This window comes from Alteromonas sp. 5NS40-0096, assembly GCF_057544385.1.
On record NZ_BAAJLQ010000004.1, the window covers coordinates 126,182 to 152,930 of the forward strand.

A 26,749-nucleotide genomic window follows, 5' to 3' on the forward strand; every position below is an offset into this window, starting at 1 on the left:
GCTTTTGTCTGCTTAACGTTTAGTTATTCTGTTTTTTCAGCGGCTTCTGGCTTTGCAACTTCTAGCAATTCAACGTCAAAAATTAGCGTTGAATTTGGTGTGATTTTACCTGTTGCACGCTCACCATATGCTAGGTTTGATGGAATGTGGAAACGGTATTTTGCGCCTTCTTTCATCAACTGAACACCTTCAGTCCAGCCAGAAATTACGCGGTTCAGAGGGAAGCTAGTAGGCTCGCCACGAGAGTAAGACGAATCAAATTCAGTGCCGTCTAATAGTGTGCCACGGTAATGAACTGTAACGGTATCGGTTGCTGATGGGCTTGCACCCGTACCCTCGGTTAGCACTTCGTACTGAAGACCAGATTCTGTTGTTGTGACACCATCACGCTTACCGTTCTCTGCGAGGTAAGCTTGACCCGCTTCAACGTTTTTCTCTGCGGCAAGAGCAGCTTGTGCCTGTTGCTTAGCGCGAAGCTCCGCTTCCCCTGCTTGTGCTAGTTGTTGGATTTCCATTTGTTCGAATTGCAGCGTTTGTTGCAATCCATCATTGAAACCTTGTTGAAGTGCAGCCATGTCTAACTCGCTACCAAGATCAGTAAGTTGCTCAGAACGAGTTTGAGCAAAGATACCCATGCTAGCACCCATGGCATAGGCGTGTTTTTGCGCTTCAGTCATAGTGTCTGCAGACAATGCTGGTGCTTCAGCAGCTTGCTCTGTGTTGTCTTGTGTTTGCTCTTGGCAAGCAAACAATCCCAGTGCAGCCACCGTTGATAATGCGACAAGCGACTTTTTCATAAACTTCTCCGTTTTATATTTTGTTTTTTATTCGAATAATGGCGAATGTTATCCGGTTTTACCCAAGCCATACTCGATGTAAAAGGGCACCTGATTCATGCTATGGTAAACCTAGGCGCAGCAAATCGAAACCTTAAAACCATGATAAACCGATATTCATTACAATTACTCGTGATTTCGATAATTGGTAGTCTTTTCTCTATCGGATGCAGTGTTCCACAAACCACGCCCGTCGAGTCTTGGCGGCATGCCGAAGAAGGCGCCTATGCAGCAGACATTTCTCCAGACGCAAAGTTCAGTGTGGTGTCGGGTGTTGATAATGGTATTAACGTCTGGCGCTTGTCTGACAATACCAAGGTGTATCACTGGAGTCATCAAGGAGAAGGCAACAATTTGGTTGTCAGTGTACATATTTCGGCGGACAGCAAATACGTAGTCACATCCGATCGAGAAGCGTTTGCGCTTTGGAGTTTGGAAAATGGTGAGCCAGTGGGGTTCTGGCGTATTGATGAATCCAGTATTCGCGATATTGCAGTGGCGAATGAAGGACGGGGAATTCTAGTCGGCCGAGCCAGTGGTAAAGTTATGTATTTTGAACCTGATACTGGCCGGCGAATAGAATTTCTCGGCCATCAAGAAAAAATCAATAGTGTGGATATTTCTCCGAATGGCCGTTATGCGTTAACTGGAGGCAATGACTATACCGCTTATTTGTGGGACACCCGCACAGGGCAAGTGATTCATACCTTTGCCCATCCGAGTCGCGTAACAAAGGTCGCGATTGACGATAAGGGCCGGTATCTATTTACTGCTGATAGTCGAAAACAATCGCAAATATGGGATGTGCAATCAGGTGAAAGAATTAGTACTTTGCAGTATATTGCGCGCCAACGTATTTTTACCGATGCTGTTTTTTCTGATGATGGCCGCTTTTTATTGACCGGTTCACCTTCTCGGCGCATCTATCTTTGGGATGTAAAGACTGGGCAAGAAATCGAAGAGTGGAAAGTGGCGCCTCGTGAGAGCCAAACGCCCCCGACCGCCGTTGTATATGGCGTAGCATTTTGGGGTGACAAGCAAGTGTTTTCAGAGAGTAGCAGCGGTATGGCAGAATTATGGGATAGCAAACAGCGATGAGCCAAAAAGAAACCGCATTGACAGAAGCGTTAGCAATGGCTGAGGCGGCGATTGAGCAGCTTCAAACCAAGGTTGCATTTCAGGAACACACCATTGAAGAGTTAAATCTCGCGATAACAGATCAACAATATCAGCTTGATAAAATGCAAGTGCAGCTTAAGCATGTCATGGATAAAGTCTCTGATATGCAAACTTCGAACATCGCGAAGATGTCAGAAGAAACGCCACCGCCGCATTACTAGTTCAATCTCACTCAAGGACGTGTAATGCCCGCTTGGACGTACTTTTATATTATTGCCATTCTTGGCAGCTCGTTTATCGCGTTGTTTCACAAAAATCGCATTCGTTCCCGCGCTCAACCGTGGTGCGAGCTGTTTAATTGTATATTTGGTATTTTGATCTTCTTGATTGGGTACAAGGCAGTTACCTTTTCCCATCCACAATTGATCTCGACCCTTTGTTTGGCATATACGGCGTTTTGGTCCGCGATAGCGTATTACGATGACTTCGCGTGGAAGCCTTTTTGTGCAAACATCCATCAAGAGGCGAGACAGGCTGCGCAAGGAGTTGGTGGGGTTGAACCCAAGCCTTATGTCTTTCACGAGGTTGAGCAGAGCGCCCGAAAACAATACGCCATATTAATGTCTGTTGCGGTGCTCATGGCCATACCGATGATTTACGCCTACGCCAGAGTGTGGTGGGTCTACCCCTAAGCATTAGGGTTTGAATACGCCGATTACACCCTCGTTTTCGCGAGTGACAGACTGCACCTTTTCCTCTGCTTGGGTTTCAGTGTAATCGCACTCGACACAGGCAATCTTTTCGACGTTGTTTTCAAAGTACAACATTATGGTGTCTTTCGCTTGGCATTTTGGGCAGGTCGCGCCTGCAATGAATCGGCGTCTTTGTCTTTTTTGCATATTGGCTTTCTTACATAGAAACAACTCAAGCATTATACCTTGATTCAACGAATATAGACCAATCGAATGTCGTGTTGAGTTGCAGCGCCAAATACCCTGTGGTAAAAGACCTTTCGCAGATGGTGAAAGCCTCGCTGCTATCTTCTTCAACCAACGAATGCACTCATGATCCAGTTATCCGAAATGACATTAATGCGCGGAAATCGCGTACTGCTAGACACAACCTCAGCGCAAATTAATCCCGGCCAAAAAGTCGCATTGATTGGTAGCAATGGTTGTGGGAAATCTAGCTTGTTTGCCTTATTGCGCAATGAATTATCCCTAGATCATGGTGACGCAAGTGTACCCAGCCACTGGCGGGTGGTCAGTGTGGCACAAGAAACGCCATCGGTTTCACGCGGCGCTATCGACTATGTAATTGATGGCGATAAACATCTTCGACAACTACAAAGCGAACTGGCAACAGCAGAAGCAAAGCAAGATGGCGAGGCAATTGGGCGCATTCACGGCCAGCTCGAACAGGCCGGAGCATATGATGTGGAAGCAAGAGCTGCAACGATACTCGCGGGTTTGGGGTTTTCCACATCACAGCTTACGCTCCCCGTAAGTGATTTTTCTGGTGGTTGGCGTATGCGCCTCAATCTCGCTCAGGCATTGCTATGCCCCTCAGACCTGTTGTTGTTGGATGAGCCAACAAACCACTTGGACTTAGACGCGGTAATTTGGCTAGAGAAATGGTTAGGGCGTTACACAGGCACGCTTATCCTAATCTCTCACGACAAAGCATTTATCGATAATTGTGTTGTTGGCATTATTAGTGTCGAGCATCAGAAATTGGTGTCTTATACTGGTAACTATTCAAGTTATGAAAAACAACGTGCTGAGCGTGCACGGCTACAGGATATTGAATATCGCAAGCAGCAGGACAAGCGGGCGCACTTAGAATCCTTCGTCAACCGATTTAAAGCAAAGGCCTCAAAAGCAAAGCAAGCTCAGAGTAGAATTAAACAGTTAGAAAAAATGGAGCAGTTGCTCCCTGCTCACGCCAGTAGCCAGTTCAGTTTCGAATTTGTTTCGCCAGATGCCCTCCCCAACCCTTTGGTTTACATGGAACAGATTCAACTTGGATATGGAGAAAAGACTATCCTTGAAGATGTGAAGCTCAATCTAGTGCCAGGTAGTCGGATTGGGTTGCTAGGTCGAAACGGTCAGGGTAAGTCGACACTCATTAAACTTCTGGCTCAGGTGCATGGCCCTCAATCGGGTTTGTTCAATACTGCAAAAGGGCTCAAGGTCGGATATTTTGCCCAGCACCAGTTAGAGACGTTAGATCCAGAAGCCACTCCATTGCTGCATATCCAGCGCTTGGATAAGCTGGCGACTGAGCAATCCTTGAGAGATTATCTGGGGGGGTTTGGGTTTAATGGCGATGCCGCTCTGGCTAAAGTGGCGCCCATGTCGGGTGGTGAAAAGGCCCGTTTAGTGCTCGCTATGCTGGTTTATCAAAAGCCGAATTTATTATTGCTCGATGAGCCAACTAACCATCTCGACCTTGAAATGCGCCATGCCCTTAATATCGCGTTGCAAGGGTTTGAAGGCGCAATGGTACTGGTATCTCACGACCGTTTCTTGTTGTCTGCAGTATGCGAGGATTTTTATTTGGTCGATAGTGGGCAAGTCGACGTATTTAATGGCGATTTAGATGACTATCGAGACTGGATTTTAAAACAACAACAAGATGTAAAATCGACGTCGGAAAATAAGCCAAGTCTCGATAAGAAAGCAGAAAAACGTCGTCAAGCAGAGTTCAGGCAATTAATTGCACCTTATAAAAAGGCCGCGGAAAAGCACGAAAAAGTCATGGATCAATTGTCGACTAAATTGGATGAGCTTGAGCAACAACTCAGCGATACCAGTCTTTATCAAGATGAACACAAGGCAAGGTTGATGGCGCTTCTCGATGAGCAAGCCTTATTGAAACAGTCTCTTGAGGCTACTGAGATGGAATGGTTAGAGGCGCAAGAAACCATGGAGGCCTTACGAGAAGAACATGGTATCTATTGATGATGTGGCCAAGTCGTATTGGCAATATAGCCTGTCGCTGTACGCCGTGCCGGGCATAGCAGATGCTTGTTTGACCTTGCAGGACGCACATGGTGTAAACGTCAATGTATTACTGTTCTTTTGTTTCGCTCGGGACAGTGGCATGGCAATAGACTTTGCCACATTAGAATCGATAGTGCTAAGCATTGAGGCAAGTGAAGCTCAACTTTTTGAGCACCGACGTTTGAGAAAAGACGCGAAACCAACCCAAGGCGCTAGGTGTAATAATTACGAGCAACTCAAGTCTCAAGAACTGGACTTAGAAAGGGTTCAGCAAAAAAAGATAGTTGAAGCATATGTTGGCAAATCCCACCACAATGAAGGCACAATTCACGATTTTTGTGAATTTTACGCTTTGAATGCTAGCGGTGAAAGCCAGTTTTATTTTATTATTCAGCAAATTTAGGCAGAAAGAAGTCGTCGATGAGTAAGGAAAATTTAGCGCACGGAAAAGTGATTAAAAGTGCTTTTCGCGCGCCCGCATGGGCGAAAAATCGCCATGTTCAAACAATATGGCCACGTTTTGTTCAAAAGCGCATGCCACTTGAATATACCATGGAGCGGGTGTCACTTCCTGATGGCGACTTTTTGGATTTAGCATGGGGACCAAAACCAAAGAAACTCTCTGGTATGGTGGTGATGTTTCACGGTTTGGAAGGCAGTATAAACTCGCATTACGCTAATGACATGATGGCGCAATTGAGCCGGGATGGTTGGCAAGTGGTGTTAATGCACTTCAGAAGCTGCAGCGGTGAGCCCAATGTCACCCCCCGTGCCTATCACTCGGGTGAAACGCAAGACGCGTGTTTTGTGTTGTCATTGTTAGAAGCTCGCTTTCCCAATCTGCCCAAAGTTGGTATTGGCTTTTCTTTGGGTGGAAACATGTTATTGAAACTGCTCGGTGAAAACCCAAGCCAACATTGGCTTACTGCCGCTATTTCCATCTCTGCACCGCTTAAGCTAGTCGAGTGTGCAAACAGTATTGAGCAAGGTTTTTCCCGGGTTTATCAGAAGTACTTACTCGCTAGTATGAAGCGAACACTACGTAAGAAAATGGCGAAAATGGATTATCGTTCATTGATTCAACTGTCGGAAAAAGATGTCGATAGCATTGAAAACTTTCGACAGTTTGACGATCTCGTGACTGCGCCGTTACACGGCTTTGATGATGCACTCGACTATTATGAAAAATGCAGCGCATTTCGTTTTCTTAGTGCTATTCATTGCCCCACCTTGATTTTGCACGCTATCGACGACCCTTTTATGAATCCGTTGGTTGTCCCGACTGAAGCAGACTTGGCGCGAAAAGTCACAGTTGAACTCAGTGAAACGGGAGGGCACGTCGGCTTTATGCACGGCAATATGTTTAACCCAAAAGTATGGTTACACGAGCGAGCTAGACAATTTGTCGCTGAGTACCTTCCTCGAGTTACGTCGTGATCATTCCATTGGCAGAGCTATCCCCGGAGGTAGTACGCAATATCGCTGAAGCCCATGTATTGGAGGAAGGCACGGATTACGGCGACGTGGAAATCGATTTTGCCACCAAGGTTGACCAAGTGGTGTCCAGATTGCAATCTGGAGACGCTGTGATTGTCTACTCCGAGCTGCATGAGACCGTGTCTGTGCGTCCGGCTGAAGACTATCAGTAGAAAGTGCCTCGTCGATGCTGTTCACCTTCTATTAAGGTGACGTAGTTAGTATGAGCTTACGAGGTCGACACGTCCAAGTACAGTCTATAACAATAAAAAAGGGATGGAGCGCATATGTTTCGAATTCTGGGTGTTTTTCTTACTGTTTTTATTCTTTCAGGGTGTGCTAATCAACCGCTGACACACAATTACAGCGGGGATGTGACGGTTCGTACACTGACTGTCGACCTTGCGCCTTTGCGTGAAACAGACAGTGACTCTGACAACCTGTTCCGCGACATCACTCGTATCGCTAAAGGCATTCAAGAGGTATTGGATGTATTTGATCCTGAACAAAGCCAAATTCTATTCGACCAACTCAATGGTTTTGAGACGATTTTAATTGACGGAATTGCACAAAAAACGTCAATTCCCATTGCGCTACCAACGTCAGAAGTGAACTTACACTACGGTGAAGACAATGAGTTAACACATATCGATTATACCTATCCTTGGCAAGAAGGCGCTTATCTCAATGTGTTTGTTTCTGTGTATTACACGCAAAGTAGCCAGTTGTCGATTAGTGGTAGCGGACTGTCGTCAAGCCTGCTCGAAGTCAAGCCAGAGATGGTTGTTCAAGTGGATGGCTACAATCGCCATGATGAATTGTTTTGGCGCCAGACGGTTCGTTACACATCACCAACAACCTATGAATTTGGTCAAAATAGAGTGTTAGGCGTTCCACTAGAACGTATGGAAGAGGGCACTATTTTCTTAGTCCCCTTAGCTCAAGGGGTGATTGATAATCTCGAGCCTCTGCGGGCGAACCACTAAATAACAAAAAAGAGGCGTAAGCCTCTTTTTTTGAAAGTAACATTGTCTTACTTACTTATTGTGTAAAGGTAACAGAGAAAGTCACTGGGACCGCCGTGGTAATGCTCTTTAGGCCCGCAATATTACGTAGCGCCTCAACACCAGATTCCAAACTAAACGTCTTGGCATGAATAATAGTCGGTTTAACTGTACTGACGACCAACTGGCCTTCTGACGTCTTGACTAACTTGAGATCAAATGTCACCGGAGCTTGTACGCCGTGTAAATCTAGCGTACCTGAAACTTGGGCCGACACTACCTTACCGGCAGGTACATTGAGCAATGACGGGTTTAACGTTGCTGAAAAGGTGGCTTTGGGAAAGGTGATCGTGTCGAAAAGCATGTCCTTCATGCGCGTATTGCGAATTGGGATCAAGGTATCAACAGAGCCTAAATCGACTTCTACACTTAGCTCGCCAGTATCTGAAACTGCTCCAGCTAGTGATTTAAAAGAATGTACTTCAGTAATTTGTGCATTCTTGGTGGTAAGAAAGTGCAATGATGAATCGTCTTTCGTTAAGTTCCATACCGCCATGGCGGGTGACGAACTGACCAAAGCGATAATCAAGGCTGCGCGCTTTAACATTATGGGTTCCTCAATATTGTACTATGTGTCGCCATGGCACTCTTGGATCGCCAAGTACGACAAAATCTGGGTTCTCTAACGAATTACGCTGATTGTAAGTTAACGGCTCAAAATTGGCGGCTAAAATCGTACCGCCCGCTTCGCTTACAATGCACTGAGACGCGCCAGTATCCCACTCTCCAGTTACACCGATTCGCATGAATACGTCGGCTTTGCCTTCTGCAATAAAACAGGCTTTGAGTGAGCAGCTACCAAGTGGCAATGTTTGATAGACGCGTTGTTGACTCATGCGAGACATGACCTTGTCTCTTGATTGCCTGCGGCTGATCGCAATCATGACTTTGCTGTTTTGTGGGTCTTCCAATTCTCTTACGTGAATTTGTCGGCTTTCATCTGGACATTCCTTGAAAGCACCTTGGCCTTTAGACGCGTAATATAAACTCTGCCCTGGAGGCCAGAAGATAACACCAATTACCGGTTCATTGTTTTCGATTAATGCAATGTTGACGGCAAAGTCACCGCTGCGAGCAATAAACTCTTGGGTGCCATCAATCGGATCGATTAACCAGTAGCGAGACCATTGACTGCGTTCCTCAAGGCTCTCAATCTTGGTTTCCTCTGACATGATAGGAATGTGTGGTGTTAACGCTTGTAGTCGTTTGGTGATGATGTCGTTTGCCAAATAATCTGCGCTAGTCACGGGAGATTCGTCGTCTTTTTGGTAACTGTCATAGTTACCTTTGTCGTAAACCTCTAGTACAGCTTGTCCTGCTTCAATAGCAATGTCTTTGGCGAATTGTAATAGGTCTTCGTGAGCGTCTTCGGGCATAGTTTATTGTTCCTTGAGCCATTTTTGGGCAAGAAATAACGCCGCAATACAGCGAGCTTCGACAAAGTCATCCCTGGCCAGTAATTCATCGGCTTTTGCCAACGGCCATGTAATGACTTCAAGTGGTTCTGGCTCATCGCCAGGTAAAGATTCGGGATACAGATCTTTTGCCAGCACGATTGTCATATTGCTGTTAAAGAAGGTTGGTGCCATGCTGACACTGTGAATAGGATACAGTTGATTGGCGCCGTAGCCGGCCTCTTCTTTGAGTTCACGATTAGCGGCGTCAATGGCGTTCTCTCCTGGGTCAATTAACCCTTTTGGAAAACCCAATTGGTAGGAATGTGTGCCGGCAGCATACTCGCGAATCAAAACAAGGGTGTCATCGTCGATCATAGGCACTATCATGACTGCTCCACGATTGTGCCCAGCCATGCGTTCAAATTGACGCGTTTCACCGTTCGAAAATTCTAGATCAACTCGTTCGACTCGAAAAATGCCACTTTCGGCAACGATTTCACGATGATGAATTTGCGGCAGGGTTTTGGCTGGATCAATTTTACTCATGTTTATCAGCTACAACTTTCGTTATCATATACTTACTCACTAAGCTTACTTTATTATGAGGAAAAGCGCTTGCCATTTCTGCCTTGGAGTGAAATTGATACTGTCTTGCTCGATATGGACGGTACCTTATTGGATTTGCACTTTGACAACTACTTTTGGATGGAGCTCATCCCACAAAAGTTAGCCGAACGCTCAGGGGCGTCGTTGGCGTCTTGCAAAGCGGACATGATGGCGCACTACGAGCGCATCATGGGGCAGATTGAATGGTACTGCCTCGACTATTGGGCTAAAGAGCTCGATATGGATATTGTCGCTGCGAAACGAGAAATAGAACACCTTATTGCAATGCGAGATGACACTGTACCCTTTCTCGATGCACTGCACGAATCCGGCCGAGAAGTTATTCTAGTGACCAATGCCCATCCCGATAGTTTGTCGCTTAAAGTCGAGCACACGCATCTGGATAAGCATATCAATACGTTAATCTCGACTCATGAATTTGGCGTAACGAAAGAGTCCCAATCCTTGTGGCAGCAGCTGCAAGCGCGGCTGCAGTTTGACCCGAAACGAACTTTGTTTGTCGATGATAGTTTACCTGTGCTGACATCGGCTCAAACCTACGGTATTGAACATTTATTGTGTGTAACCAATCCGGACAGTAAGAAGCCGGTGAGACAAATTACGGAATTTAATGCGATACAAGATTATCGCACCGTCATCGGTGATATTTTGGCGAATCCAGTGAAAGGACGATTGAAATGAAATGCGTAGTGGGTTCAATGAACCCGGTAAAAGTGGGGGCGGCAAAAAATGCGATGTCTCAAGTACTTTCGTGCCCCACGCTCGAAGTCACTGGTATGTCGGTCCCCAGCGGTGTCGCCGACCAGCCTATGACCAATGTCGAAACTCGAGCTGGTGCGATTAATCGCGTGAAAGCCTGCATTGCCAAGGAACAAGCTGACTGGTACATCGCCATTGAAGGTGGCGTGGAGAAAAACCAAGATGGCCCCTTTACCTTCGCGTATGTGGCTATTAGTGATGGGCGCAAATGGTCAGTGGGACGAAGTGCAGGGCTGCCATTACCCAATACGGTTTACGACGCTTTGTTAGCGGGCGAAGAACTTGGTACCGTAATGGACAGGCTTTTTGCTACCGAGAATGTGAAGCAAAAAGGTGGCGCAATTGGTTTGCTGACAAAAAACTTAGCCACACGCCAGAGTGTGTATGAATTGGCCGTTACGTTAACGATGGCCAAGTTTTCTTTTGCTAACCTGTATCAGTTATAACGCAAACTCGGTATAACCCTGGCTGTTGGGCTGGCCAAATATTTGACTAGCGATTTGCACTTCCTCGGGCAGAGAGGGGGCCACTTTAAACTGGCCATTAACCCCAACATTATTGGATTGAGGGTTGATGGTCGCCGTCATACTCAGTCCCAACAAGTTTGGTTCTTTTACCGTGATGCCAATCTGTTCGCCTACACACGACAAGGTCGCCTCATAGTTGCCAAGGTCAATCATGCCTTGGGTGCCAGAAACCTGAGCATTTAGCCAATCGCCATTACCTTCTAGGGCATCACAAGTTGGCGTCAGTGCCAATTCACTGAGCTGCACTTTGAATCTGCCACCGACTTCAACAGGAAATGGCAAGGCGACATTGGCAACGGCATATGAAGCGGGTACGTAAAGCGTGAAATCTTCGGCTTTAATTTGCTGCTGGTCAAATAGATTGATGCTGATAGGCCCACTAAACGCGATATCATTCTTATTTCTGACATTGCCAGCTTTGACGTCTGCTGACGCCGACCCCAAGATCAAAGCAACGGGGTTTAATGACCATTCAAGGCGTTTGATAGGCAGACCACTGACAATCACTTCTTTCGCCGAGCCATTCCATATGGTGCCAGAGACACCCGAAACTGACACATTCTGAGGCAGAGCCATACGCCCTAACACCTGGTTTGCTGGTAAATAGGCGAGTAAAAAAAAGATAAAGGCGACAAAGCCTAAGGCAATCCAGCCAAGCTTTAACTTCATGATTTTGCTAATTCCAATCGGCGAACTTTGATATAGCCAGATGCATCACCTTCGGTGATATCGGCTTGTTGAATTACAACTCCCATGCGCTCGAGCGCACCCAACCATGCAATTAGGTCAGAGAATGCAGCTTGGTCAATCCAAACTTGCATTTCGTCACCTTTGGGTTGCATTCGCGAAATAACGATATTGTGGCGATTTGTCGTCGTGTTAACCGCTTGTGGCAAAGACCCCCTAAAACCTTGACCATTACCACCAATGGCACGCAATTGGCGGGCTCGTTGGGCACTGTCTTCAACAAATGCCAGTAGGGTTTGCTGATTTTTCATCAGTTGCTGCTGTTGTGTAACACCGTTGCTCAACGGTGACCAAATCAAAAAATAAAATAGTCCAATGACAATGGCGATGCCAGCAACGCCAACGAGCTTTTGTTCTCGTTCATTTAGCGAGTGGTATTTTTGTTTTAGTGCATTCATGACCCGCTCCTGATGATGAGGTTACCTATCATCTGGTTATCTCTGTTGTTAATGGCGCCCTGTTCGATTTCAAAGCCACTTGCTTCCGCTTGGCGTTTGAATGCTTCGAGGGATTCAAAGTTGCTACTCACAGCTTGCATGCGAAGTTCTGCTCGGGCACTGTCAAATCGCATGGACTGAGGTTTAACTTGAGTCTGACTAAACGCTGGAGCCAATTGTTCAAGCATAACTAACATAGACGCATCACCGCCGCCTTGTTCCAGTTTAGCCAGCTCACTGTTGAGTTTGCGTCGTAAGTCGCGATAGCCACCTAGCGACGGGAATCCGGATTTTACTGCTTGATCAATTTGTTGCTTCAAAGCGACATTTTGTGATTTTAGCTGATACAGGGTAACACCTTTATCAATCAGCGCTGTGGTCAGCGCTAGCCCCGCTAATACCGCGGCAACGCGCCATTGCTTGAATTGGCCTGAGTGTTTTTTCTTAGTTTTAAACTCACCTTGCAGTAGGTTGAATTTCGTTGTGATTGCTTCACTGGCTAACACATTCATCGGTAATTCAGCCGGTGGCGTTTCAATTTCGCAGTTGGTGAGTTCGTGCAAAGAAAGCGCACTGTAGTTTGTGACTTTGACGGGAGTTTCACTTTGCCTGATGGCGTGACCAAGTGCCAACAGCGCCCAATCTGATTCTCCTTGGAATCCTTCAAATTCGCCTTGGCGGACCAATACGGCGTGACCCATTTCGAGTATGGCTACGCCGTCTTCAGGGTTAGGTACTGCCAGAACATCTGGAATCATGGTGTTGCAAAACAAACCTGCGGCATCCAGCCATTGTTGCCATTGAATCAATTTGGCTTTTTCGACAATCGCTACCGCTTGCTGATTGCCATTTTTGGGGCCCATTGCAAAGAATTGCGTTGAAATATCTGCTGCTAGTTCATCTTCTAGCATGTAGGGAATAGCAGCGATGATTTTGCGGTTCGCTTTTGCTGGCAAGGTGACCCATTTAAGCAAGACATCGCTACTTGGCGTCAACGCAATGACCGCTCGTTGACCCGCGCGTTCAGCAAGGGTAGACAGTTGACTTGCGTTTTCTAATTCACCCGATGCGATAATTTCTCTTTCGCTGGTTGACCATACAAGCCAGTGAACAGCTTCGTCGGCATTTGAGCCTAATCTGATCAGTAACTGTTCCATCATTCTACTCCTGCAAACTCTCTGCGAACCACGCCAATCTGTGCGTTATCGCCAATTTTAAATACTGACGACATGGTAAATGTGGCCTTATTATATTGAGTTTTTGTGGTTAACATAAAATAATCTGTATCGACTTTAAACCATTCTGTTTGCGGCGCGCCCAATGACAGCGCAGCAATATCTGGCTCGGCCAGAAAGTCAGCGACTTCATCCCAGCCATCATTTGGGCGGCTAGCAATCACACCTCTGGCATCAGCTAGCGATAAACCGGTTAATCCCGCAAGCAGGGCACCGTGCTCTTCTTTCAGTGTATTCACATTGATATTCATAGTGTCATCACCGGGCAATACACATATCAACGGCAGTATTTCCGCCAGCCAGATGGGATTGACACCATTGATCATGCGAATTTCAGATTGCACCGCCATTAAACCATTCGCTGCTAGATACGGGTACTCTCGACTCTCATATTCACTGTCTTCGGCACCGTAGGAACGCATTCTGTCGTCGCTATCCACCCAATCGGCCAGACTGTCGCGTACGGTATCAAGGACGAAGCTATCGATTTCTAAACCGGTTTCACTCAGCATGCGATGGAACGCTTCCATTACCGGTGTGACGCTTTGCTCTTGTAACTGCTGATCCGTTGCTTGGCGAAATGCATTGAGATTGAAACACGAGCGCATATCGGTGAGTGTCGCACTTAATCCTCCACCTTCTATGGGGTAGATAAATTCTTGTGTCCAAGGCTGCTGTAAGTGGATTTTATCTGGTGATTCGTCCATTAAAGTGCCTATGGATTTACGCGCAAACTCTTCCGCACCGATGGCATACCAATAGGCCTGATTATTGTCTTTGATATTGAGTGCGCGTTGTACTTGCAGCTGTAAACGCGTACCCATTTCTGTTGCCAGTATGGAGACTAACGCCACAATCAACAACACGAGTACCAAGGCGACGCCTTTTTGCTGTTGCCTCATTGCACTAACCCTGCATAAGAAAATTCCCGGCGGATTTCACCAAAATCAGCACTGACAATAGTAATGGCAACGGCTCTGGGCAGCACACTACCAGAGTAGTTCTCACTCCACCTTAAATCTTCAGCATCTTCATTAGCCTGTTGAGTAGGCGCAACAAACTCCACCTTAAAATCCAAGACATTGTCGAGGATGGTTCTTACTTTGGGTTCAGAACCGATAGGGTTATCTGGATAATGGCTGAAGACTCGTTCGAGCTTTTCGTCTTGCAATCGATAAGCAACAGGTTGTAGCGTTGAACGGGGAAGCATGTTCAACGGGTTGTGCCATCCTGCTCGGACAAACGCGATAGTACCTGAATCACTGTCACCGATTTCGCCGCCACGCATGACAATGTCATTTTGTTCTCCATCGATGCGCACTGGCCGTAGCATGGCTTGTTGCACATCCCGTTCAATGGTGATCATGGCCCTTTGTAACTGCTGCAGTTTTTCAAACCGTTCAAGTGACGCGTCACTGCTGTCGATAACGGTACTCAATAGCCCGGTTGTGGCCAAGCCTATGATGGTAAAGATAGACAGGGCGACCAATATTTCTAATAGGGTAAACCCGCGCTGCTTCATAATTCAGTGCCTTGCGTCGGTTTTGCCAAAAAGGTCGTCACGTCTGTGACGGTACTGGTGTAGGTATTATCTAACCCAACACGTATGGTTATCGACCGCAGATCAGCATCATTGGTTGATTTAACAATTTGCTGCCAGTACCAAGTGCGATCGGCCATATCGACACTGCCTTTCTGATTATTCTTTGGTGGCCAAGTGGGGGATGTTCGCATTTGATTTAAGCGGTTGTTGGCGACCCATGTTGCGACAGTGATCTCTTCGATTTGCCCTATGGCACTCAAATGTTCAGTCGCTGCTCGTATGATCGCTGCGCCAGCGATAGAAAATATAAACAAGGCCACCAACACTTCAATTAGGGTTAGCCCTTTGGCTTTTGCCATAGACCTCATAATGGTGGCGTCTCCAACGGGCCTAATACTTCAAAAGGCGGCACATCAAAGTTGTTTAAGGTGAAATAGGTGGGGCTATCATCACCATAGTCTGGTTCGTAATTGAACGACAAACTAAAAGGCGTAATCTCGCCACTGGACATAATCAGAACTTGCGGTGGCGGAGGAGGTACATCTTCTTCGCCAATTTCTACACCTTCCTCCGATACGCTCAAGGTCTCGTCGAACAAGTCACGGTCGAAAAATTGATCTTGGGTTTGCCAAGGTAGGTCATCCAAGGTCAAAGTCATTGAAAATTGTTCAGGCATATCGTACGGAGCATATAGGCGCTCGGTCGGAATTTCCCGCCATATGTCTTCTTCATCGAGAATCATAAAAACGTAGCGGTTATCCAGTTCGTCAATGCGTAGCCCCATTTCTTGTTGGTTCAAAATGGCATAGTCACTGGCCATATTAAGCAGAACGCGGATACGAGCGACCTCCTCTTTAAGGCGGTCACTTTGATTGGCCCCAAACGCGTTGTACATAACAACACTTGTCGAGAGGCCAATAATCAACAAAACCAGCATTACCTCTAACAGGGTAAAGCCGGTTTGTTTACGCGAAACAACAGCGGACGACATAGCGTGAAAGGTACGTTAGTTTAGGAAGTCGTTTAAGTTCCAGTTACCAATATCATCATCTGTGCCTGGCTCTAAATCTGGGCCATTTGAAAAGATGTCTATCGCACCAAGCTCCCCTGGGCTAATCAGCGCGTAAGGGTTACCCCAAGGATCTTCTGGTAAATGCTTGATAAAGCCTTGACTTGGGTAGTTACGCGGAATGGGGTCAATAGTTGGTGCCGTGACTAGCGCGTCTAAGCCTTGCTCTGTGGTGGGAAAAACGTTGTTTTTCAACTTGTACATTTCCAGCGCGCCTTCGAGTTTTCGAATATCGATAGCAGCCTTTTTCAGCTGGGCTTCTACTTGGCTATCTATAATGTTGGGTGCAATGATGGCAGTCATGATACCGATGATCAACACCACAACCATGACCTCAATTAAGCTAAATCCATTCTGTCTCATTTTTCTTACTCTCTTTAAATCATAGAATTCAATGAAATGATCGGCAGTAGTATCGCGATTACTATGAAGAACACGATACCTGCCATCGCCAGGATTAAGACCGGCCCCATAATACTCAAGGCGATATTAACCTGGGCCTCGAACTCTCTATCCTGATTGTCCGCGGCACGGGCGAGCATACTCTGTAACTCACCGCTTTTTTCACCCGATGCGATCATATGCATCATCATGGGTGGAAATACTTTGGTTTGGTCTAGAGCGGAACGCAAGCTCGCGCCCTCTTGAACACGCTGGGCAGCATCTTGCACTAACCCTTGAATGTACTTGTTATCCAATACGTTGCCCGCGATGCGCATTCCCTCGAGTACAGGCACCGCACTCGCCGTTAAGATACTTAACGTTGAGGCAAATCTCGACGTGTTCAGCCCTTTTACGACATTGCCCATCACTGGCATTTTTAATCGACGGCGATCCGATGCCAATCGAAAGCTCGCTTTCTGTAACAAGCGCTGATAACCGACCATCAGTAAGCCCATCACGACCAAGGCGTAAAGCCCATAGTCACGAGTGGCGTCGCTCATACCTATTAGAATCTGAGTGACGGTGGGAAGTTCCTGCCCCATGTTGTCGAATTGGCCAATAATTTTTGGCACAACGTAAGCCAACAACAGAGAGACAATACCTACAGCCACTACCAGCATCATGATGGGATAGATCATCGCCTGTACAATTTGGCTTTTTACTTGTTGGCGACGTTCCGTGTAGTCGGCAAGTCGATTGAGTACTGTATCGAGGTGGCCAGACTTCTCACCAGCAGCTACCATCGCTCGATAAAGGGTATCAAAGACACTGGGAAACTCGCTCAGTGCTTCAGCTAGCCCATGGCCCTCAACGACCTTACTGCGTACCGCCATCATCATATTTTTATGACGAGGCTTATCAGATTGTTCCGCTACGGCTAACAACGCTTCTTCTATCGGTAACGCCGATTCAATAAGCGTGGCAAGCTGACGTGTCAACAAGGCGAGATCGCTGGTGGAAATACGGGGTTGAAACAAGGTGAACTTGCTGGCCCCTTTACTGGCTTTTTCGGCGACTTGGTCAACCTCAAGAGGTACTAAGCCCTTTTCTCGAAGCTGCTGACGGATTTGCCTTGGGTTATCCCCTTCCAATACGCCGCTGACATTTTTGCCTTTGGCGTTCATCGCTTTATAGGAAAACGCGGCCATGTTAGTCCTCTCTGGTTACCCGTAAGACTTCTTCTAACGAGGTAATGCCAGCCAACACTTTGCTGCAACCATCTTCGCGAATACTTGGGGTCGTTTGGCGCACGTACTTTTCGATAGCTTGTTCACCTTTGCCTTCGTGCATAATATTGCGGACGTTTTCGTCAACAATTAGCAACTCGTGTATGCCCGTCCTACCGCGATAACCTGTTTGATTACACGCTGCACAGCCTTTTGGTGAATAAACCGTTGGCGCCTTATCTGCCGCCACACCTAATATTGCCAACTCCGATTCTGTTGGCGTGTGAGGCTGTTTGCAATCAGGGCACAAAGTCCTAACAAGTCGCTGTGATAGTACGGCTAGTAAGCTCGAAGATAACAAAAAGGCTTCGATGCCCATGTCTTCCAAGCGCGTAATCGCACCTGCTGCGGTATTGGTATGCAGTGTTGATAGTACTAAGTGACCGGTTAAACTCGCTTGTACGGCAATTTGTGCAGTTTCTATATCCCGAATCTCACCGACCATGACAACATCAGGGTCTTGACGCAAAATGGCTCGTAAACCACGGGCGAAGGTCATATCGACCCTCGGATTAACCTGCGTTTGACCAATACCTTGCAAGTCAAATTCGATCGGGTCTTCAACGGTCAAGATATTGCGATCTTTGGAGTTGATTTCACTTAAGCCCGCGTACAAGGTGGTACTTTTACCTGAACCTGTTGGGCCCGTGACCAAAATGATACCGTGGGGCTTGCGAATGAGTTCAGAGAAATGTTCGCGGTTGGCGGCTGTCATACCCAGATCGACCAGGTTAAGCCTCGCATTGTTCTTATCTAACAAACGCAGTACGACGCGTTCGCCATGGCTCGATGGCATGGTCGATACCCGCACATCAACCGCGCGGCCAGCGATACGCAGTGTAATACGACCATCTTGTGGTACGCGCTTTTCGGCAATATCGAGTTTCGCCATAACCTTGATACGGGATACTAACATCGACGAAAGCTTGCGATTAGGACGCAATATTTCGCGTAAAACCCCATCGACGCGGAAACGCACAATCAGTTGATTCTCGAAGGTTTCGATGTGAATATCCGAAGCCCCTTCTTTGATTGCTTCGCCGAGCATGGCGTTAATCAGTTTGATAATAGGTGCATCGTCTTCACTATCGAGCAGATCTTCTGTATCTGGCAGTTCTTCAGCCAATGAGAACAGATCGCTCTCGTTCCCCAAATCTTCCATCAACTGTTTTGCCGCTGATGAATCACGCTGGAATGCGCTAGTGAGTAGGGGCTCAAATTCGTCGTCTTGTATTTCTTTAGGCACAAACGGCGCGCCCCAAAAACGACGCACTTCAGCGAAGACTTCAAATGGCGTCTCATGGGTGTAATACAAGGTCGCAGGGGTGGTATTGGCTTCAATGAGTACTCGGTTGCGTTTAGCAAAGCTAAAACTCAGTTGGCGCTCGCCCTCTTCCTCTGCTTCACCATCGGTGACTAGCGCTGCATCTTCCAGCGCGTCGTCCGACGGTTGACCATCAATCATGGTTTGTGGTGCATCTTGCTCAGCCATGATTAGTTGTCGCCCTCTTTTTTATCCTTTTCCAAGATGTATTCTTCAAACGAAGGCGGTAGCGTCAATGCGTCATCCCACTCAGGAATTGACGGGCCTTCGGTGAACGGCATCAACGGAATGCCTGCTTCTTGGCGCTTAAGCTGTTGTGCGCGTATAAAATTGTATTTGCGGTGGCTGATTTCATTCATAGTGACACCATCGCGAACAATTGTAGGGCGCAAAAATACCATAAGGTTGCGTTTGCGTTTACTGGTTGACGTAGACTTAAACAAGTTTCCAAGAATAGGAATATCGCCGAGTAACGGTACTTTAGAGACACTTTCTTGCACGTCTTCATCGATCAACCCACCAAGTACTATCGTACCGCCGTCGTCGACAATAACCGTCGTCTGGATTTCACGCGTGTTGATGGAGATATCAACCGCAGTGGCACCGCTTACACTTGATACTTCTTGCTCAATCTTTAACTGAACCGCAGTCCCTTCGTTAATCTGTGGTGTAACTTTCAGCTTGATACCTACGTCTTGGCGTTCCACCGTTGTGAATGGGTTGCTGTTGTTTGCACCTGTCGTAGTGCCGGTGATAACAGGCACTTCTTGACCAACGATAAAGAAGGCTTCTTCGTTATCCATGGTTGTCAGGTGTGGCGTCGCAAGTATATTTGAATTGGTATCTGTGCTGACAGCTTGTACTACAGCGCCCCAACCGTCTTCAATAATACCCGCAATCATGCCATTTGCGCCGCCCAAGAGGTTGGCGAGATTCGTCAGGTCACCTTCGATAGTTTCGGTTGAAGTCACTACCTCTCCGTTTGCTGTTACGTTGGTACGTTGTACTTCACGGTCTTCTGCTTGGCGAAGTGCTACACCAAGTGCGCCCGCTGGCACGATACCGTTGTTAAATTGCGTACCGCCGCCACTTTCTGATACCCATTGCACACCCAAAGATGTGCCATCACCTTCAAAGACTTCAACAATGATCGCTTCTACTTGAACTTGCGCACGACGAACGTCCAGCTGGCGAATGACCGCCTCGAGGGAGCGCATCATGTCTGGCTCAGCAGTGATGACCAAGGAGTTTGAATCTTCGTGAGCATCGATGCTGACATCGCGGTTTGACGATGAACGACGAGACGCGTTTGCGGCACCTTGCTCTTCTGCTTTGATACTGGCACTTACACCTTGAAGTACCTTGACCAGATCTTCTGCTTTGGCGTAATTCAGGAAGATAACCCTAGTGTTACCACTGGATTCAAGCTCTTGGTCCATGCGCTCAACTAAGTTGATAATGCGCTGACGGGCTTTGTTGTCACCGGATACGATCACCGAGTTGGTTCTGTCATCAGCAACAACACGAGGCGCAGATTTGGCGGCCGTGTTGGCTTTGCCCTGAGACTTGTTGATGCTTTCGATAATACGGACCATTTCCGATGCCGAGGCGAAGCGCAATTTTACAATATCGACCTCTTCATCACCGGCGCGGTCAACACTCTTAATGATTTCTACTAAACGGTTAACTACCGCTGCACGACCGGTCAACATCATTACGTTTGAAGGGTCATGACTTACAACATTACCGCCGCCCGCTTGGTCATTGAGCTGACGAAGAATAGGCGCTAATTCTCTAACGGGTACGCTGTAGACTGGTACAACACGAGTGACCATTTCGTCGCCATTTAATTCAGCGCCGTCGACAACGGGAATATTTGACGTTTTGGCATCTTTTGATTTGACGATTTTCAATACACCGTTTGGCATATCGACTACCGCGTAATCATGAACCTGCAATACGCTCAAAAAGAATTGATAGTACTGATCTTCGGTCATCAAGTCATAGCTGCGAACACTGATTTTACCGCGAACATTCGGATCGATAATGATCGTTTTCTTTAGATTCTTACCAACCGTATTAATGAACTCAGTGATATCCGTGTCTTTGAAATTTGGCATGTATTCGGCAGCTGTCGCAGACACGCACATCATGGCCGCACAAGCAGCGGTGCAAATTCTGGACAACATGGATTGGCCTACTCGCCTCATAACTAGTTCTTCCTATTTTCTTATAATCTTTTATTACGACGATGGCATTTCAATTGAAATGCTTTCAACTTCACCATTGCGGGTCAGCGTGAGTTCGAGTGCTTCAGCACTGCGAAGTTCCTGCATGGCCTCCCGCATTTGTTGCGGATCCGTTAGGTCGAGCCCGTTTATCTGCGTTACAACGTCTCCTGTCTTAAGACCGGCAGATTGGAATAATGTTTTATCTTTTCCTGGTTTTACTTGATATCCCATCAAAGCACCGTCAGCGGTGTAGGGAGTAATTGATATGAAATCCAAGAAATTGGCAGGTTGGTTTCTCAATTTTGTTGTGGCATCAACGGCTTCTTGACTCAACCTACTCGGCTTGACCGCTGGGCTTTGACGCGGCGAGTTAACTTCGCGTTGCCTTGCCAGTCGTTGGCGATTGGCGTTGGCTTCTTTTAAATCCAAACCATCTAGCATGAGCGTTTCAAAGCGAGCCCCATTTTTAATAATGACTCGGTCAAATTGAACTTGGTCGAGAAAAGCGTTAGTACCTTCGAGCTTGTCCCCTACACCGTACGTTGCTTGTTGCCCACGATTCTCAATGATAGCCACCCCTTCTTTGGGGTTACTGCTCGATACCACACCAGACAAGACTAGGTTGAGTTTGGTTTCTGGCGCGTCGGTGAGTTCTTGTGGCGCGGCGATTTCGATTTGCTTATTCACTTCCCCGAATAGATTCAGCTGTTGTAATCGGGGAATGTTGACCCCATTGTTGGACGATCGCTGAGTCGATGAAGCGGTAATTGGTTTGCTGGCATTCGCAGATAGCGCTGGTTGCGGTATAATTCGCCAAACGGTTTGTGCGGCGAATGCAATAAGGTACAAACTCAAGACGACAACAATCGCCAAGTTTAATTGTTTTTGATGCTGAGAAACAAAATGTACCAGCGATTGTGAATTGATTTTATCGAGAGTCATGCTGCCATTGATGGTACTGCAATAAATGTGAACGTAAGGTTAACCGCACATGCGCCTGCTCATAATAGCCTAGGCAAGGTGAGGGTCTCAACACTAAAGCGAGCGAGTTACAAAATTATTACATGAACAAAGATAGACAAGATAAACCACAACAAGGGGTTCGTCTAGACAAATGGTTGTGGGCAGCGCGATTTTTTAAAACACGCTCGGTAGCCCGTGACATGGTTCAGTCCGGTAAGGTTCAGTACAACGGACAACGCGCCAAACCTGGCAAGTTGGTCGAGGTTGGGGCAGCCATTCGTATTCCTGCTGGCTGGGATGTGAAAGAAGTTGAAGTCCTTGAATTATGCGACAAGCGACAAGGTGCGGCGATCGCACAGACGTTTTATCGCGAGACCGCCCAAAGTGAGGCAAAACGCTTGGAAAACCAAGCGGCAAGAAAGCTACAAGCGTTTCACAGCCCCAAACCGGATGGCCGTCCAGACAAAAAGCAGCGCCGAGAAATTATTAAGATTAAGCACCAGGATTAATTGGAAACAGATAAATGACGACATTAGACCAACTACACCGTTATGTATTTAATGAAGCGAATGTGCGCGGTGAACTAGTAAGGCTTGATGAAAGTTTGCAAGCCATTTTGCAAAGTAATACCTACCCTAAACCCTTACAGTCTCTGCTAGCAGAACTTGCCACCGCGACCTGTTTGTTGGCTGCGACGATCAAGTTCACTGGTGAGATCAGTGTGCAAATTCAGGCAAAGGGGGCGATGAATTATGCCGTTATCAATGCTACCCATGATTTGACCATGCGTGGTGTGGCGCGTTGGGATGAGAGCTTGAGCAATTTGCCTGACACGTTCAGTGAACTGGTTTCTGAAGGTGTTTTGATTATTACTATCACGCCAGATGAAGGCGAGCGTTATCAAGGTATGGTTGCATTAGACAAGCCGTCGTTATCGGAATGTTTAGAAGGTTATTTCACACAGTCTGAGCAACTAGCGACTAAGGTTGTGATGTTTTCTGATATTGAAGACGTGGCAAGGGCAAAAGCGGCTGGGTTTTTACTACAGGTTTTACCAACTTCAGCAGAAGCCACAAGCCAAAACGACAATTTTGAGCATCTGGCAACGTTGACCGAAACTATGTCGGTTGAAGAAGTCTTAAGCTTACCGGTGGAAGATGTGCTCTATCGCCTCTACCATCAAGAGGACGTTGAGCTTTATCCCGCTGCCCCAGTGATTTTCAAATGTACTTGTTCTCGAGAAAAGTCTGCTCATGCATTGCGCAATGTAGAAAAAGAAGAATTACTAGCGATTGTTGCTGAAGATGGTGACATCAAAATGAATTGCCAATATTGCCATGCTGAATATCGATTTGATGCCATCGATGTTGAAGCGATTCACAGCGGGCATTTTGGTCATAATAGCAGCGCCCAGTAAGGTTTATAGTTTGATGGCGTGAAGGTATCGCTTTGTACCCCACGCCATTTTCACTTTTCTCAATCAGCTCCCCTTCCCCTCTTTTTACTCTGTTTTTGAAAGTTTTCAGTTAGATATACATATTCAAATGTTTGTTTTACCTATATATGTAGGTTAATTTCATTCGGTTTTTTTGTGTTTTTTTTTCACTCTTTCTGTAATTCGAACAAAAATAATAGCGATTATTTTCAACTTTGATGTTGTTCTATGCCTTAATTTATATACGATCCGCATTAGTTTCTAAAATTGTAAGTTAAACTGAAAAATTTCAATAAGGATTACAAATGACGGCTGCCGCAATCCCATCCGCCACCCACACACCGCTGGTTGATTTAACGACCGCAGAACTCATTGATATTGCAATTCAACGCGGTGAAGGCCGCATGGCAGCTAATGGTGCACTTGTCGTTGAGACAGGTAAGCGCACAGGCCGTTCACCCAATGATAGATTCATAGTGAAAGAAGCCTCCACGGCAGCGGATATCGATTGGGGTAAAGTAAATCGCCCTTTCGACGCTGAACAATTTGATGCACTCTGGAGTCGTGTGGAAGCGCACTTACAAGGCATCCCTCACTTTCTGTCGCACTTGCAAGTCGGCTCAGACTTACGTCACACCTTGCCAATCTCTGTTAGAACAGAAACTGCATGGCAAACCATATTTGCCCGTAACTTATTCATTTGCCCCCAAACTTGGAATGTGAACAATGCGCCGTCTTGGCAGATCTTAAATGTGCCAAGCTTTACCTGCGTTCCAGAGCGTGATGGTACCAATAGCGATGGTTGCGTCATCATTAACTTTGAACAACGCAAAGTACTCATCGCCGGCATGCGTTATGCGGGTGAAATGAAAAAAGCGATGTTCTCTGTACAAAACTTCTTGTTGCCAGCCAAATCTGTTTTGCCGATGCATTGTTCTGCCAATGTTGGTGAAGCGGGTGATGTAACGTTGTTTTTCGGTCTGTCGGGCACGGGCAAAACCACCTTGTCAGCTGATCCAAAGCGCTTTTTGATCGGCGATGACGAACACGGTTGGGCACCGGGTTCTGTCTTTAACTTAGAAGGTGGTTGTTACGCAAAATGTATCGATTTGTCGCAGAAAAACGAGCCAGTTATCTGGAATGCAATTAAGTTCGGTACCATTTTAGAAAACGTCGTACTTGATGAGAATCGCGTACCTGATTACACCGACGTGTCTTTGACACAGAATTCTCGAGCGGCGTATCCACTAGAACACATTGAAAAACGCATAGTGGATAACAAGGCAGGTGAACCCAAATCAGTTGTGTTCTTGACATGTGATGTCAGTGGGGTCTTGCCTCCGGTGTCAGTATTGTCCGAAGAAGCGGCGGCTTATCATTTCCTAAGTGGTTATACGGCAAAAGTAGGTTCGACAGAAATTGGCTCAACGTCTGACATAGAGTCGACTTTTTCTACGTGTTTTGGCGCGCCTTTCTTCCCGCGTCCGGCAGGGGTCTATGCTGAGTTGTTGATGAAACGCGTTCGCGAGTTCAATGCTAAAGTGTACTTAGTGAATACCGGATGGACTGGTGGTCCTTATGGCACTGGGAAGCGATTTGATATCCCTACTACTCGTGCAGTCATCGATGCTATCGTTAGCGGCCAATTGGCTGACGTTGAGACCAAACACATCGAAGGGTTGAATCTTGATGTACCAGTACAGGTGCCCGGTGTAGATGCAGATTTACTTGAGCCGATCAATACATGGAAAGATAAGGCCTTGTATCAAACTTACGCTGAAAAACTGATCGGTGAGTTCCAAGCTAACTTTGCGAAATACGATGTAAGTGAAGCGATTGTTAAGGCTGGGCCTGGCAACTAAACCTGTCATCATTGCAATATAAACAAAGCCACACTTGCTCCAGTGTGGCTTTTTTGTTTTTGATATTGGTGGCGAAATACCGTGGCTTACAGCCCTTTTAGTGGTAGTGAAAACTGAGCAATAAGGCCACCCTCTAGGTGATTACTCAGGTTAATTTCACCACCATGCATGCCGATGATTTTTTGCGTAATAGCGAGGCCAAGACCAGAGCCTAGGCTACCTCTGGCTTTATCGCCTTGGGTAAATGGCATGAAGACTTGGCTGATCTCGCTGTCTGGTATACCGGGACCAAAATCCCTAACTGAGCAAAAGATCCGTTTGTTTCTGGCATCAAATTGAGTGGTTATCTCAATTTTATTACTGCCATAACGAAAGGCATTTTCGATCAAATTATCCAGCACGCGTTTAATGGCGACTTTGCGAACGTTGATAGTTGGCAAGGTGTTGAGTTTGAGAATGATATCGTGAGATTCTTCCACTTGCCTCGAGTTGGCAAGGTCATTGATCAAATCGTTTAACTGAATCGGCTCTAATTTTTCACCGCGGTCTTGGCGAGCGTAATCGATAAATTGGTCGATGATTGCGTTCATGTCTTCAATATCATTAACGATACCGTCTTTAATCCAATCCTGCTCATCAGGTAACATTTCTGTTGCTAGGCGAATTCGCGTTAAAGGCGTCCGCAAATCATGGGATATACCTGCCGTCATCAAGGTTCGGTCTTTTTCCAATTGATTGATACCTTGATTCATACGGTTGAAAGCCCGAGTCACCGCTATCATTTCGCTACTACCTTCCAGCGACAATGGTGGCGGGTGTTGGCCTCGGCCAACCTGCAACGCCGCTCTTTGTAGGGCGATAAGGGGTTTGTTCAAGTGACGCACGAATAGCCATCCGCCAGCGACACTGAGTATGCCAATCACCATAAGATACATAGTGAGCGGAGAAATACTCGCTTCAGTTAGGCCTGATATCGGTATCGTAATCCACTGATCTGGGTGACTACTTAAATTAATCCAAACTAAGTAGGGCGACCCTTTGCGTTTGGTATTCGCCGGGCTTATCCTCACATCGACAGCGAGGTCGAGCTGCTCGGTTACCTGTGTGGAAATGAATTCATAATAGGTAGCATTGCTCAGCCCAAGTTGAGAGGCTTTGACGGATGGCACAATGGCGATACCGGTTTTTTGAAACAAGGTATCTTTTTCTTCGGGTGAAGCGGCAAGGATATCTTGGGCCATCAGGCTTTGTACCTGAGTTGCAAGCAAGCTATTGATTTGTTGGTAGCTCGGTCGAATAAAGTAGTAGGTAACCGACAAATACGAGACGACTTGGTTGATCAATAGCAGAACACCGATCAACAACACGGTTTGACCGAATGCACTCCTTGGTAAGATTCTTGTCATCGGATTAGGTTGGCCCG

At 46.7% G+C, this 26,749-nt stretch carries 31 protein-coding genes; 13 read left to right on the forward strand and 18 right to left on the reverse strand.

Annotated features, from left to right (window positions below; genetic code table 11):
• Window positions 1-23: 23 nt before the first annotated feature.
• Window positions 24-797 (reverse strand): FKBP-type peptidyl-prolyl cis-trans isomerase, encoded by a 774-nt coding sequence (fkpA, locus tag AC27G9_RS13135; protein WP_487074890.1) that lies wholly within the window; start codon window positions 795-797, stop codon window positions 24-26.
• A gap of 141 nt (window positions 798-938) precedes the next feature.
• Here fkpA and AC27G9_RS13140 point away from each other — a divergent pair, with 141 nt between their 5' ends.
• The 3 genes from AC27G9_RS13140 to AC27G9_RS13150 are packed head-to-tail and all read left to right on the forward strand — an operon-like array spanning window position 939 to window position 2,647.
• On the forward strand, window positions 939-1,934 hold the full coding sequence (locus AC27G9_RS13140) for a WD40 repeat domain-containing protein (RefSeq protein ID WP_487075238.1): 996 nt from the start codon (window positions 939-941) through the stop codon (window positions 1,932-1,934).
• On the forward strand, window positions 1,931-2,176 hold the full coding sequence (locus AC27G9_RS13145) for a SlyX family protein (protein ID WP_487074891.1): 246 nt from the start codon (window positions 1,931-1,933) through the stop codon (window positions 2,174-2,176). Before AC27G9_RS13140 ends, AC27G9_RS13145 begins: the two co-directional genes overlap by 4 nt.
• 24 nt (window positions 2,177-2,200) lie before the next feature.
• Window positions 2,201-2,647, forward strand: coding sequence for a hypothetical protein (locus tag AC27G9_RS13150; RefSeq protein WP_487074892.1), 447 nt, complete (start codon window positions 2,201-2,203; stop codon window positions 2,645-2,647).
• Between the two features lie 3 nt (window positions 2,648-2,650).
• On the opposite strand, the gene AC27G9_RS13155 is transcribed toward AC27G9_RS13150, so the two are convergent.
• Window positions 2,651-2,854, reverse strand: a complete 204-nt coding sequence (locus AC27G9_RS13155; protein WP_487074893.1) for a YheV family putative zinc ribbon protein — start codon at window positions 2,852-2,854, stop codon at window positions 2,651-2,653.
• Between the two features lie 165 nt (window positions 2,855-3,019).
• Here AC27G9_RS13155 and AC27G9_RS13160 point away from each other — a divergent pair, with 165 nt between their 5' ends.
• From AC27G9_RS13160 to AC27G9_RS13180, 5 genes are all read left to right on the forward strand, one after another.
• On the forward strand, window positions 3,020-4,918 hold the full coding sequence (locus AC27G9_RS13160; RefSeq protein ID WP_487074894.1) for an ATP-binding cassette domain-containing protein: 1,899 nt from the start codon (window positions 3,020-3,022) through the stop codon (window positions 4,916-4,918).
• Entirely contained in the window at window positions 4,905-5,363 is a 459-nt protein-coding gene (locus tag AC27G9_RS13165) for a TIGR02444 family protein (protein WP_487074895.1), read from the forward strand. Before AC27G9_RS13160 ends, AC27G9_RS13165 begins: the two co-directional genes overlap by 14 nt.
• Before the next feature lie 17 nt (window positions 5,364-5,380).
• Window positions 5,381-6,397, forward strand: a complete 1,017-nt coding sequence (locus AC27G9_RS13170) for a hydrolase (protein ID WP_487074896.1) — start codon at window positions 5,381-5,383, stop codon at window positions 6,395-6,397.
• Complete coding sequence (locus tag AC27G9_RS13175; protein WP_487074897.1) at window positions 6,394-6,609, forward strand: YheU family protein; 216 nt, start codon at window positions 6,394-6,396, stop codon at window positions 6,607-6,609. Before AC27G9_RS13170 ends, AC27G9_RS13175 begins: the two co-directional genes overlap by 4 nt.
• Window positions 6,610-6,723: 114 nt before the next feature.
• Window positions 6,724-7,422, forward strand: coding sequence for a hypothetical protein (locus AC27G9_RS13180; RefSeq protein WP_487074898.1), 699 nt, complete (start codon window positions 6,724-6,726; stop codon window positions 7,420-7,422).
• 55 nt (window positions 7,423-7,477) lie between these two features.
• Here AC27G9_RS13180 and AC27G9_RS13185 read toward each other — a convergent pair whose 3' ends face one another.
• The 3 genes from AC27G9_RS13185 to nudE are packed head-to-tail and all read right to left on the reverse strand — an operon-like array spanning window position 7,478 to window position 9,443.
• The gene (locus AC27G9_RS13185) at window positions 7,478-8,047 is read right to left on the reverse strand and encodes a YceI family protein (RefSeq protein ID WP_487074899.1); all 570 of its coding nucleotides are present in this window, start codon (window positions 8,045-8,047) and stop codon (window positions 7,478-7,480) included.
• A gap of 10 nt (window positions 8,048-8,057) precedes the next feature.
• Complete coding sequence (cysQ, locus tag AC27G9_RS13190; protein ID WP_487074900.1) at window positions 8,058-8,876, reverse strand: 3'(2'),5'-bisphosphate nucleotidase CysQ; 819 nt, start codon at window positions 8,874-8,876, stop codon at window positions 8,058-8,060.
• A gap of 3 nt (window positions 8,877-8,879) precedes the next feature.
• On the reverse strand, window positions 8,880-9,443 hold the full coding sequence (gene nudE, locus AC27G9_RS13195) for an ADP compounds hydrolase NudE (RefSeq protein WP_487074901.1): 564 nt from the start codon (window positions 9,441-9,443) through the stop codon (window positions 8,880-8,882).
• Between the two features lie 69 nt (window positions 9,444-9,512).
• On the opposite strand from nudE, the gene yrfG reads away from it, so the two are divergent.
• Together yrfG and yjjX are read left to right on the forward strand one after the other, a co-directional pair.
• Window positions 9,513-10,205: a GMP/IMP nucleotidase gene (gene yrfG / locus AC27G9_RS13200; protein ID WP_487074902.1), complete on the forward strand. Its 693-nt coding sequence runs from the start codon at window positions 9,513-9,515 to the stop codon at window positions 10,203-10,205.
• Window positions 10,202-10,729 (forward strand): inosine/xanthosine triphosphatase, encoded by a 528-nt coding sequence (gene yjjX / locus AC27G9_RS13205; RefSeq protein WP_487074903.1) that lies wholly within the window; start codon window positions 10,202-10,204, stop codon window positions 10,727-10,729. Before yrfG ends, yjjX begins: the two co-directional genes overlap by 4 nt.
• On the opposite strand, the gene AC27G9_RS13210 is transcribed toward yjjX, so the two are convergent.
• The 12 genes from AC27G9_RS13210 to gspC are packed head-to-tail and all read right to left on the reverse strand — an operon-like array spanning window position 10,724 to window position 22,008.
• A complete protein-coding gene (locus AC27G9_RS13210; protein WP_487074904.1) occupies window positions 10,724-11,479 on the reverse strand; it encodes a type II secretion system protein N in 756 nt (251 codons plus the stop codon). The two genes, yjjX and AC27G9_RS13210, sit on opposite strands and share 6 nt — an antisense overlap.
• Window positions 11,476-11,955, reverse strand: coding sequence for a type II secretion system protein GspM (gene gspM / locus AC27G9_RS13215; RefSeq protein WP_487074905.1), 480 nt, complete (start codon window positions 11,953-11,955; stop codon window positions 11,476-11,478). The genes AC27G9_RS13210 and gspM overlap by 4 nt, the downstream gene beginning before the upstream one ends.
• Window positions 11,952-13,151: a type II secretion system protein GspL gene (gene gspL, locus AC27G9_RS13220; RefSeq protein ID WP_487075239.1), complete on the reverse strand. Its 1,200-nt coding sequence runs from the start codon at window positions 13,149-13,151 to the stop codon at window positions 11,952-11,954. The genes gspM and gspL overlap by 4 nt, the downstream gene beginning before the upstream one ends.
• Entirely contained in the window at window positions 13,151-14,131 is a 981-nt protein-coding gene (gene gspK, locus AC27G9_RS13225; protein ID WP_487074906.1) for a type II secretion system minor pseudopilin GspK, read from the reverse strand. Before gspK ends, gspL begins: the two co-directional genes overlap by 1 nt.
• Window positions 14,128-14,751: a type II secretion system minor pseudopilin GspJ gene (gene gspJ, locus AC27G9_RS13230; protein ID WP_487074907.1), complete on the reverse strand. Its 624-nt coding sequence runs from the start codon at window positions 14,749-14,751 to the stop codon at window positions 14,128-14,130. Before gspJ ends, gspK begins: the two co-directional genes overlap by 4 nt.
• Window positions 14,748-15,140, reverse strand: coding sequence for a type II secretion system minor pseudopilin GspI (gspI, locus tag AC27G9_RS13235; RefSeq protein ID WP_487074908.1), 393 nt, complete (start codon window positions 15,138-15,140; stop codon window positions 14,748-14,750). Before gspI ends, gspJ begins: the two co-directional genes overlap by 4 nt.
• Window positions 15,137-15,763 (reverse strand): type II secretion system minor pseudopilin GspH, encoded by a 627-nt coding sequence (gene gspH / locus AC27G9_RS13240; RefSeq protein ID WP_487074909.1) that lies wholly within the window; start codon window positions 15,761-15,763, stop codon window positions 15,137-15,139. Before gspH ends, gspI begins: the two co-directional genes overlap by 4 nt.
• 15 nt (window positions 15,764-15,778) lie before the next feature.
• Window positions 15,779-16,204, reverse strand: a complete 426-nt coding sequence (gspG, locus tag AC27G9_RS13245) for a type II secretion system major pseudopilin GspG (RefSeq protein WP_487074910.1) — start codon at window positions 16,202-16,204, stop codon at window positions 15,779-15,781.
• 14 nt (window positions 16,205-16,218) lie between these two features.
• The gene (gene gspF, locus AC27G9_RS13250) at window positions 16,219-17,433 is read right to left on the reverse strand and encodes a type II secretion system inner membrane protein GspF (RefSeq protein WP_487074911.1); all 1,215 of its coding nucleotides are present in this window, start codon (window positions 17,431-17,433) and stop codon (window positions 16,219-16,221) included.
• A gap of 1 nt (window position 17,434) precedes the next feature.
• Entirely contained in the window at window positions 17,435-19,003 is a 1,569-nt protein-coding gene (gspE, locus tag AC27G9_RS13255; protein WP_487074912.1) for a type II secretion system ATPase GspE, read from the reverse strand.
• Between the two features lie 2 nt (window positions 19,004-19,005).
• Window positions 19,006-21,024: a type II secretion system secretin GspD gene (gene gspD, locus AC27G9_RS13260; protein WP_487075240.1), complete on the reverse strand. Its 2,019-nt coding sequence runs from the start codon at window positions 21,022-21,024 to the stop codon at window positions 19,006-19,008.
• Between the two features lie 54 nt (window positions 21,025-21,078).
• Entirely contained in the window at window positions 21,079-22,008 is a 930-nt protein-coding gene (gspC, locus tag AC27G9_RS13265) for a type II secretion system protein GspC (RefSeq protein ID WP_487074913.1), read from the reverse strand.
• Between the two features lie 122 nt (window positions 22,009-22,130).
• Between gspC and hslR the strand changes: the two genes are divergently transcribed.
• The 3 genes from hslR to AC27G9_RS13280 all read left to right on the forward strand — a co-directional run bounded on the left by hslR (window position 22,131) and on the right by AC27G9_RS13280 (window position 25,326).
• Window positions 22,131-22,538, forward strand: a complete 408-nt coding sequence (hslR, locus tag AC27G9_RS13270) for a ribosome-associated heat shock protein Hsp15 (RefSeq protein WP_487074914.1) — start codon at window positions 22,131-22,133, stop codon at window positions 22,536-22,538.
• 14 nt (window positions 22,539-22,552) lie between these two features.
• Window positions 22,553-23,446: an Hsp33 family molecular chaperone HslO gene (gene hslO, locus AC27G9_RS13275; protein ID WP_487074915.1), complete on the forward strand. Its 894-nt coding sequence runs from the start codon at window positions 22,553-22,555 to the stop codon at window positions 23,444-23,446.
• Between the two features lie 323 nt (window positions 23,447-23,769).
• The gene (locus AC27G9_RS13280) at window positions 23,770-25,326 is read left to right on the forward strand and encodes a phosphoenolpyruvate carboxykinase (RefSeq protein WP_487074916.1); all 1,557 of its coding nucleotides are present in this window, start codon (window positions 23,770-23,772) and stop codon (window positions 25,324-25,326) included.
• Window positions 25,327-25,412: 86 nt separating this feature from the next.
• Here AC27G9_RS13280 and envZ read toward each other — a convergent pair whose 3' ends face one another.
• Window positions 25,413-26,732 carry a two-component system sensor histidine kinase EnvZ gene (gene envZ, locus AC27G9_RS13285; RefSeq protein WP_487074917.1) on the reverse strand — a complete coding sequence of 440 codons (1,320 nt, stop codon included), beginning with the start codon at window positions 26,730-26,732 and terminating at the stop codon, window positions 25,413-25,415.
• Between the last annotated feature and the right edge of the window lie 17 nt (window positions 26,733-26,749).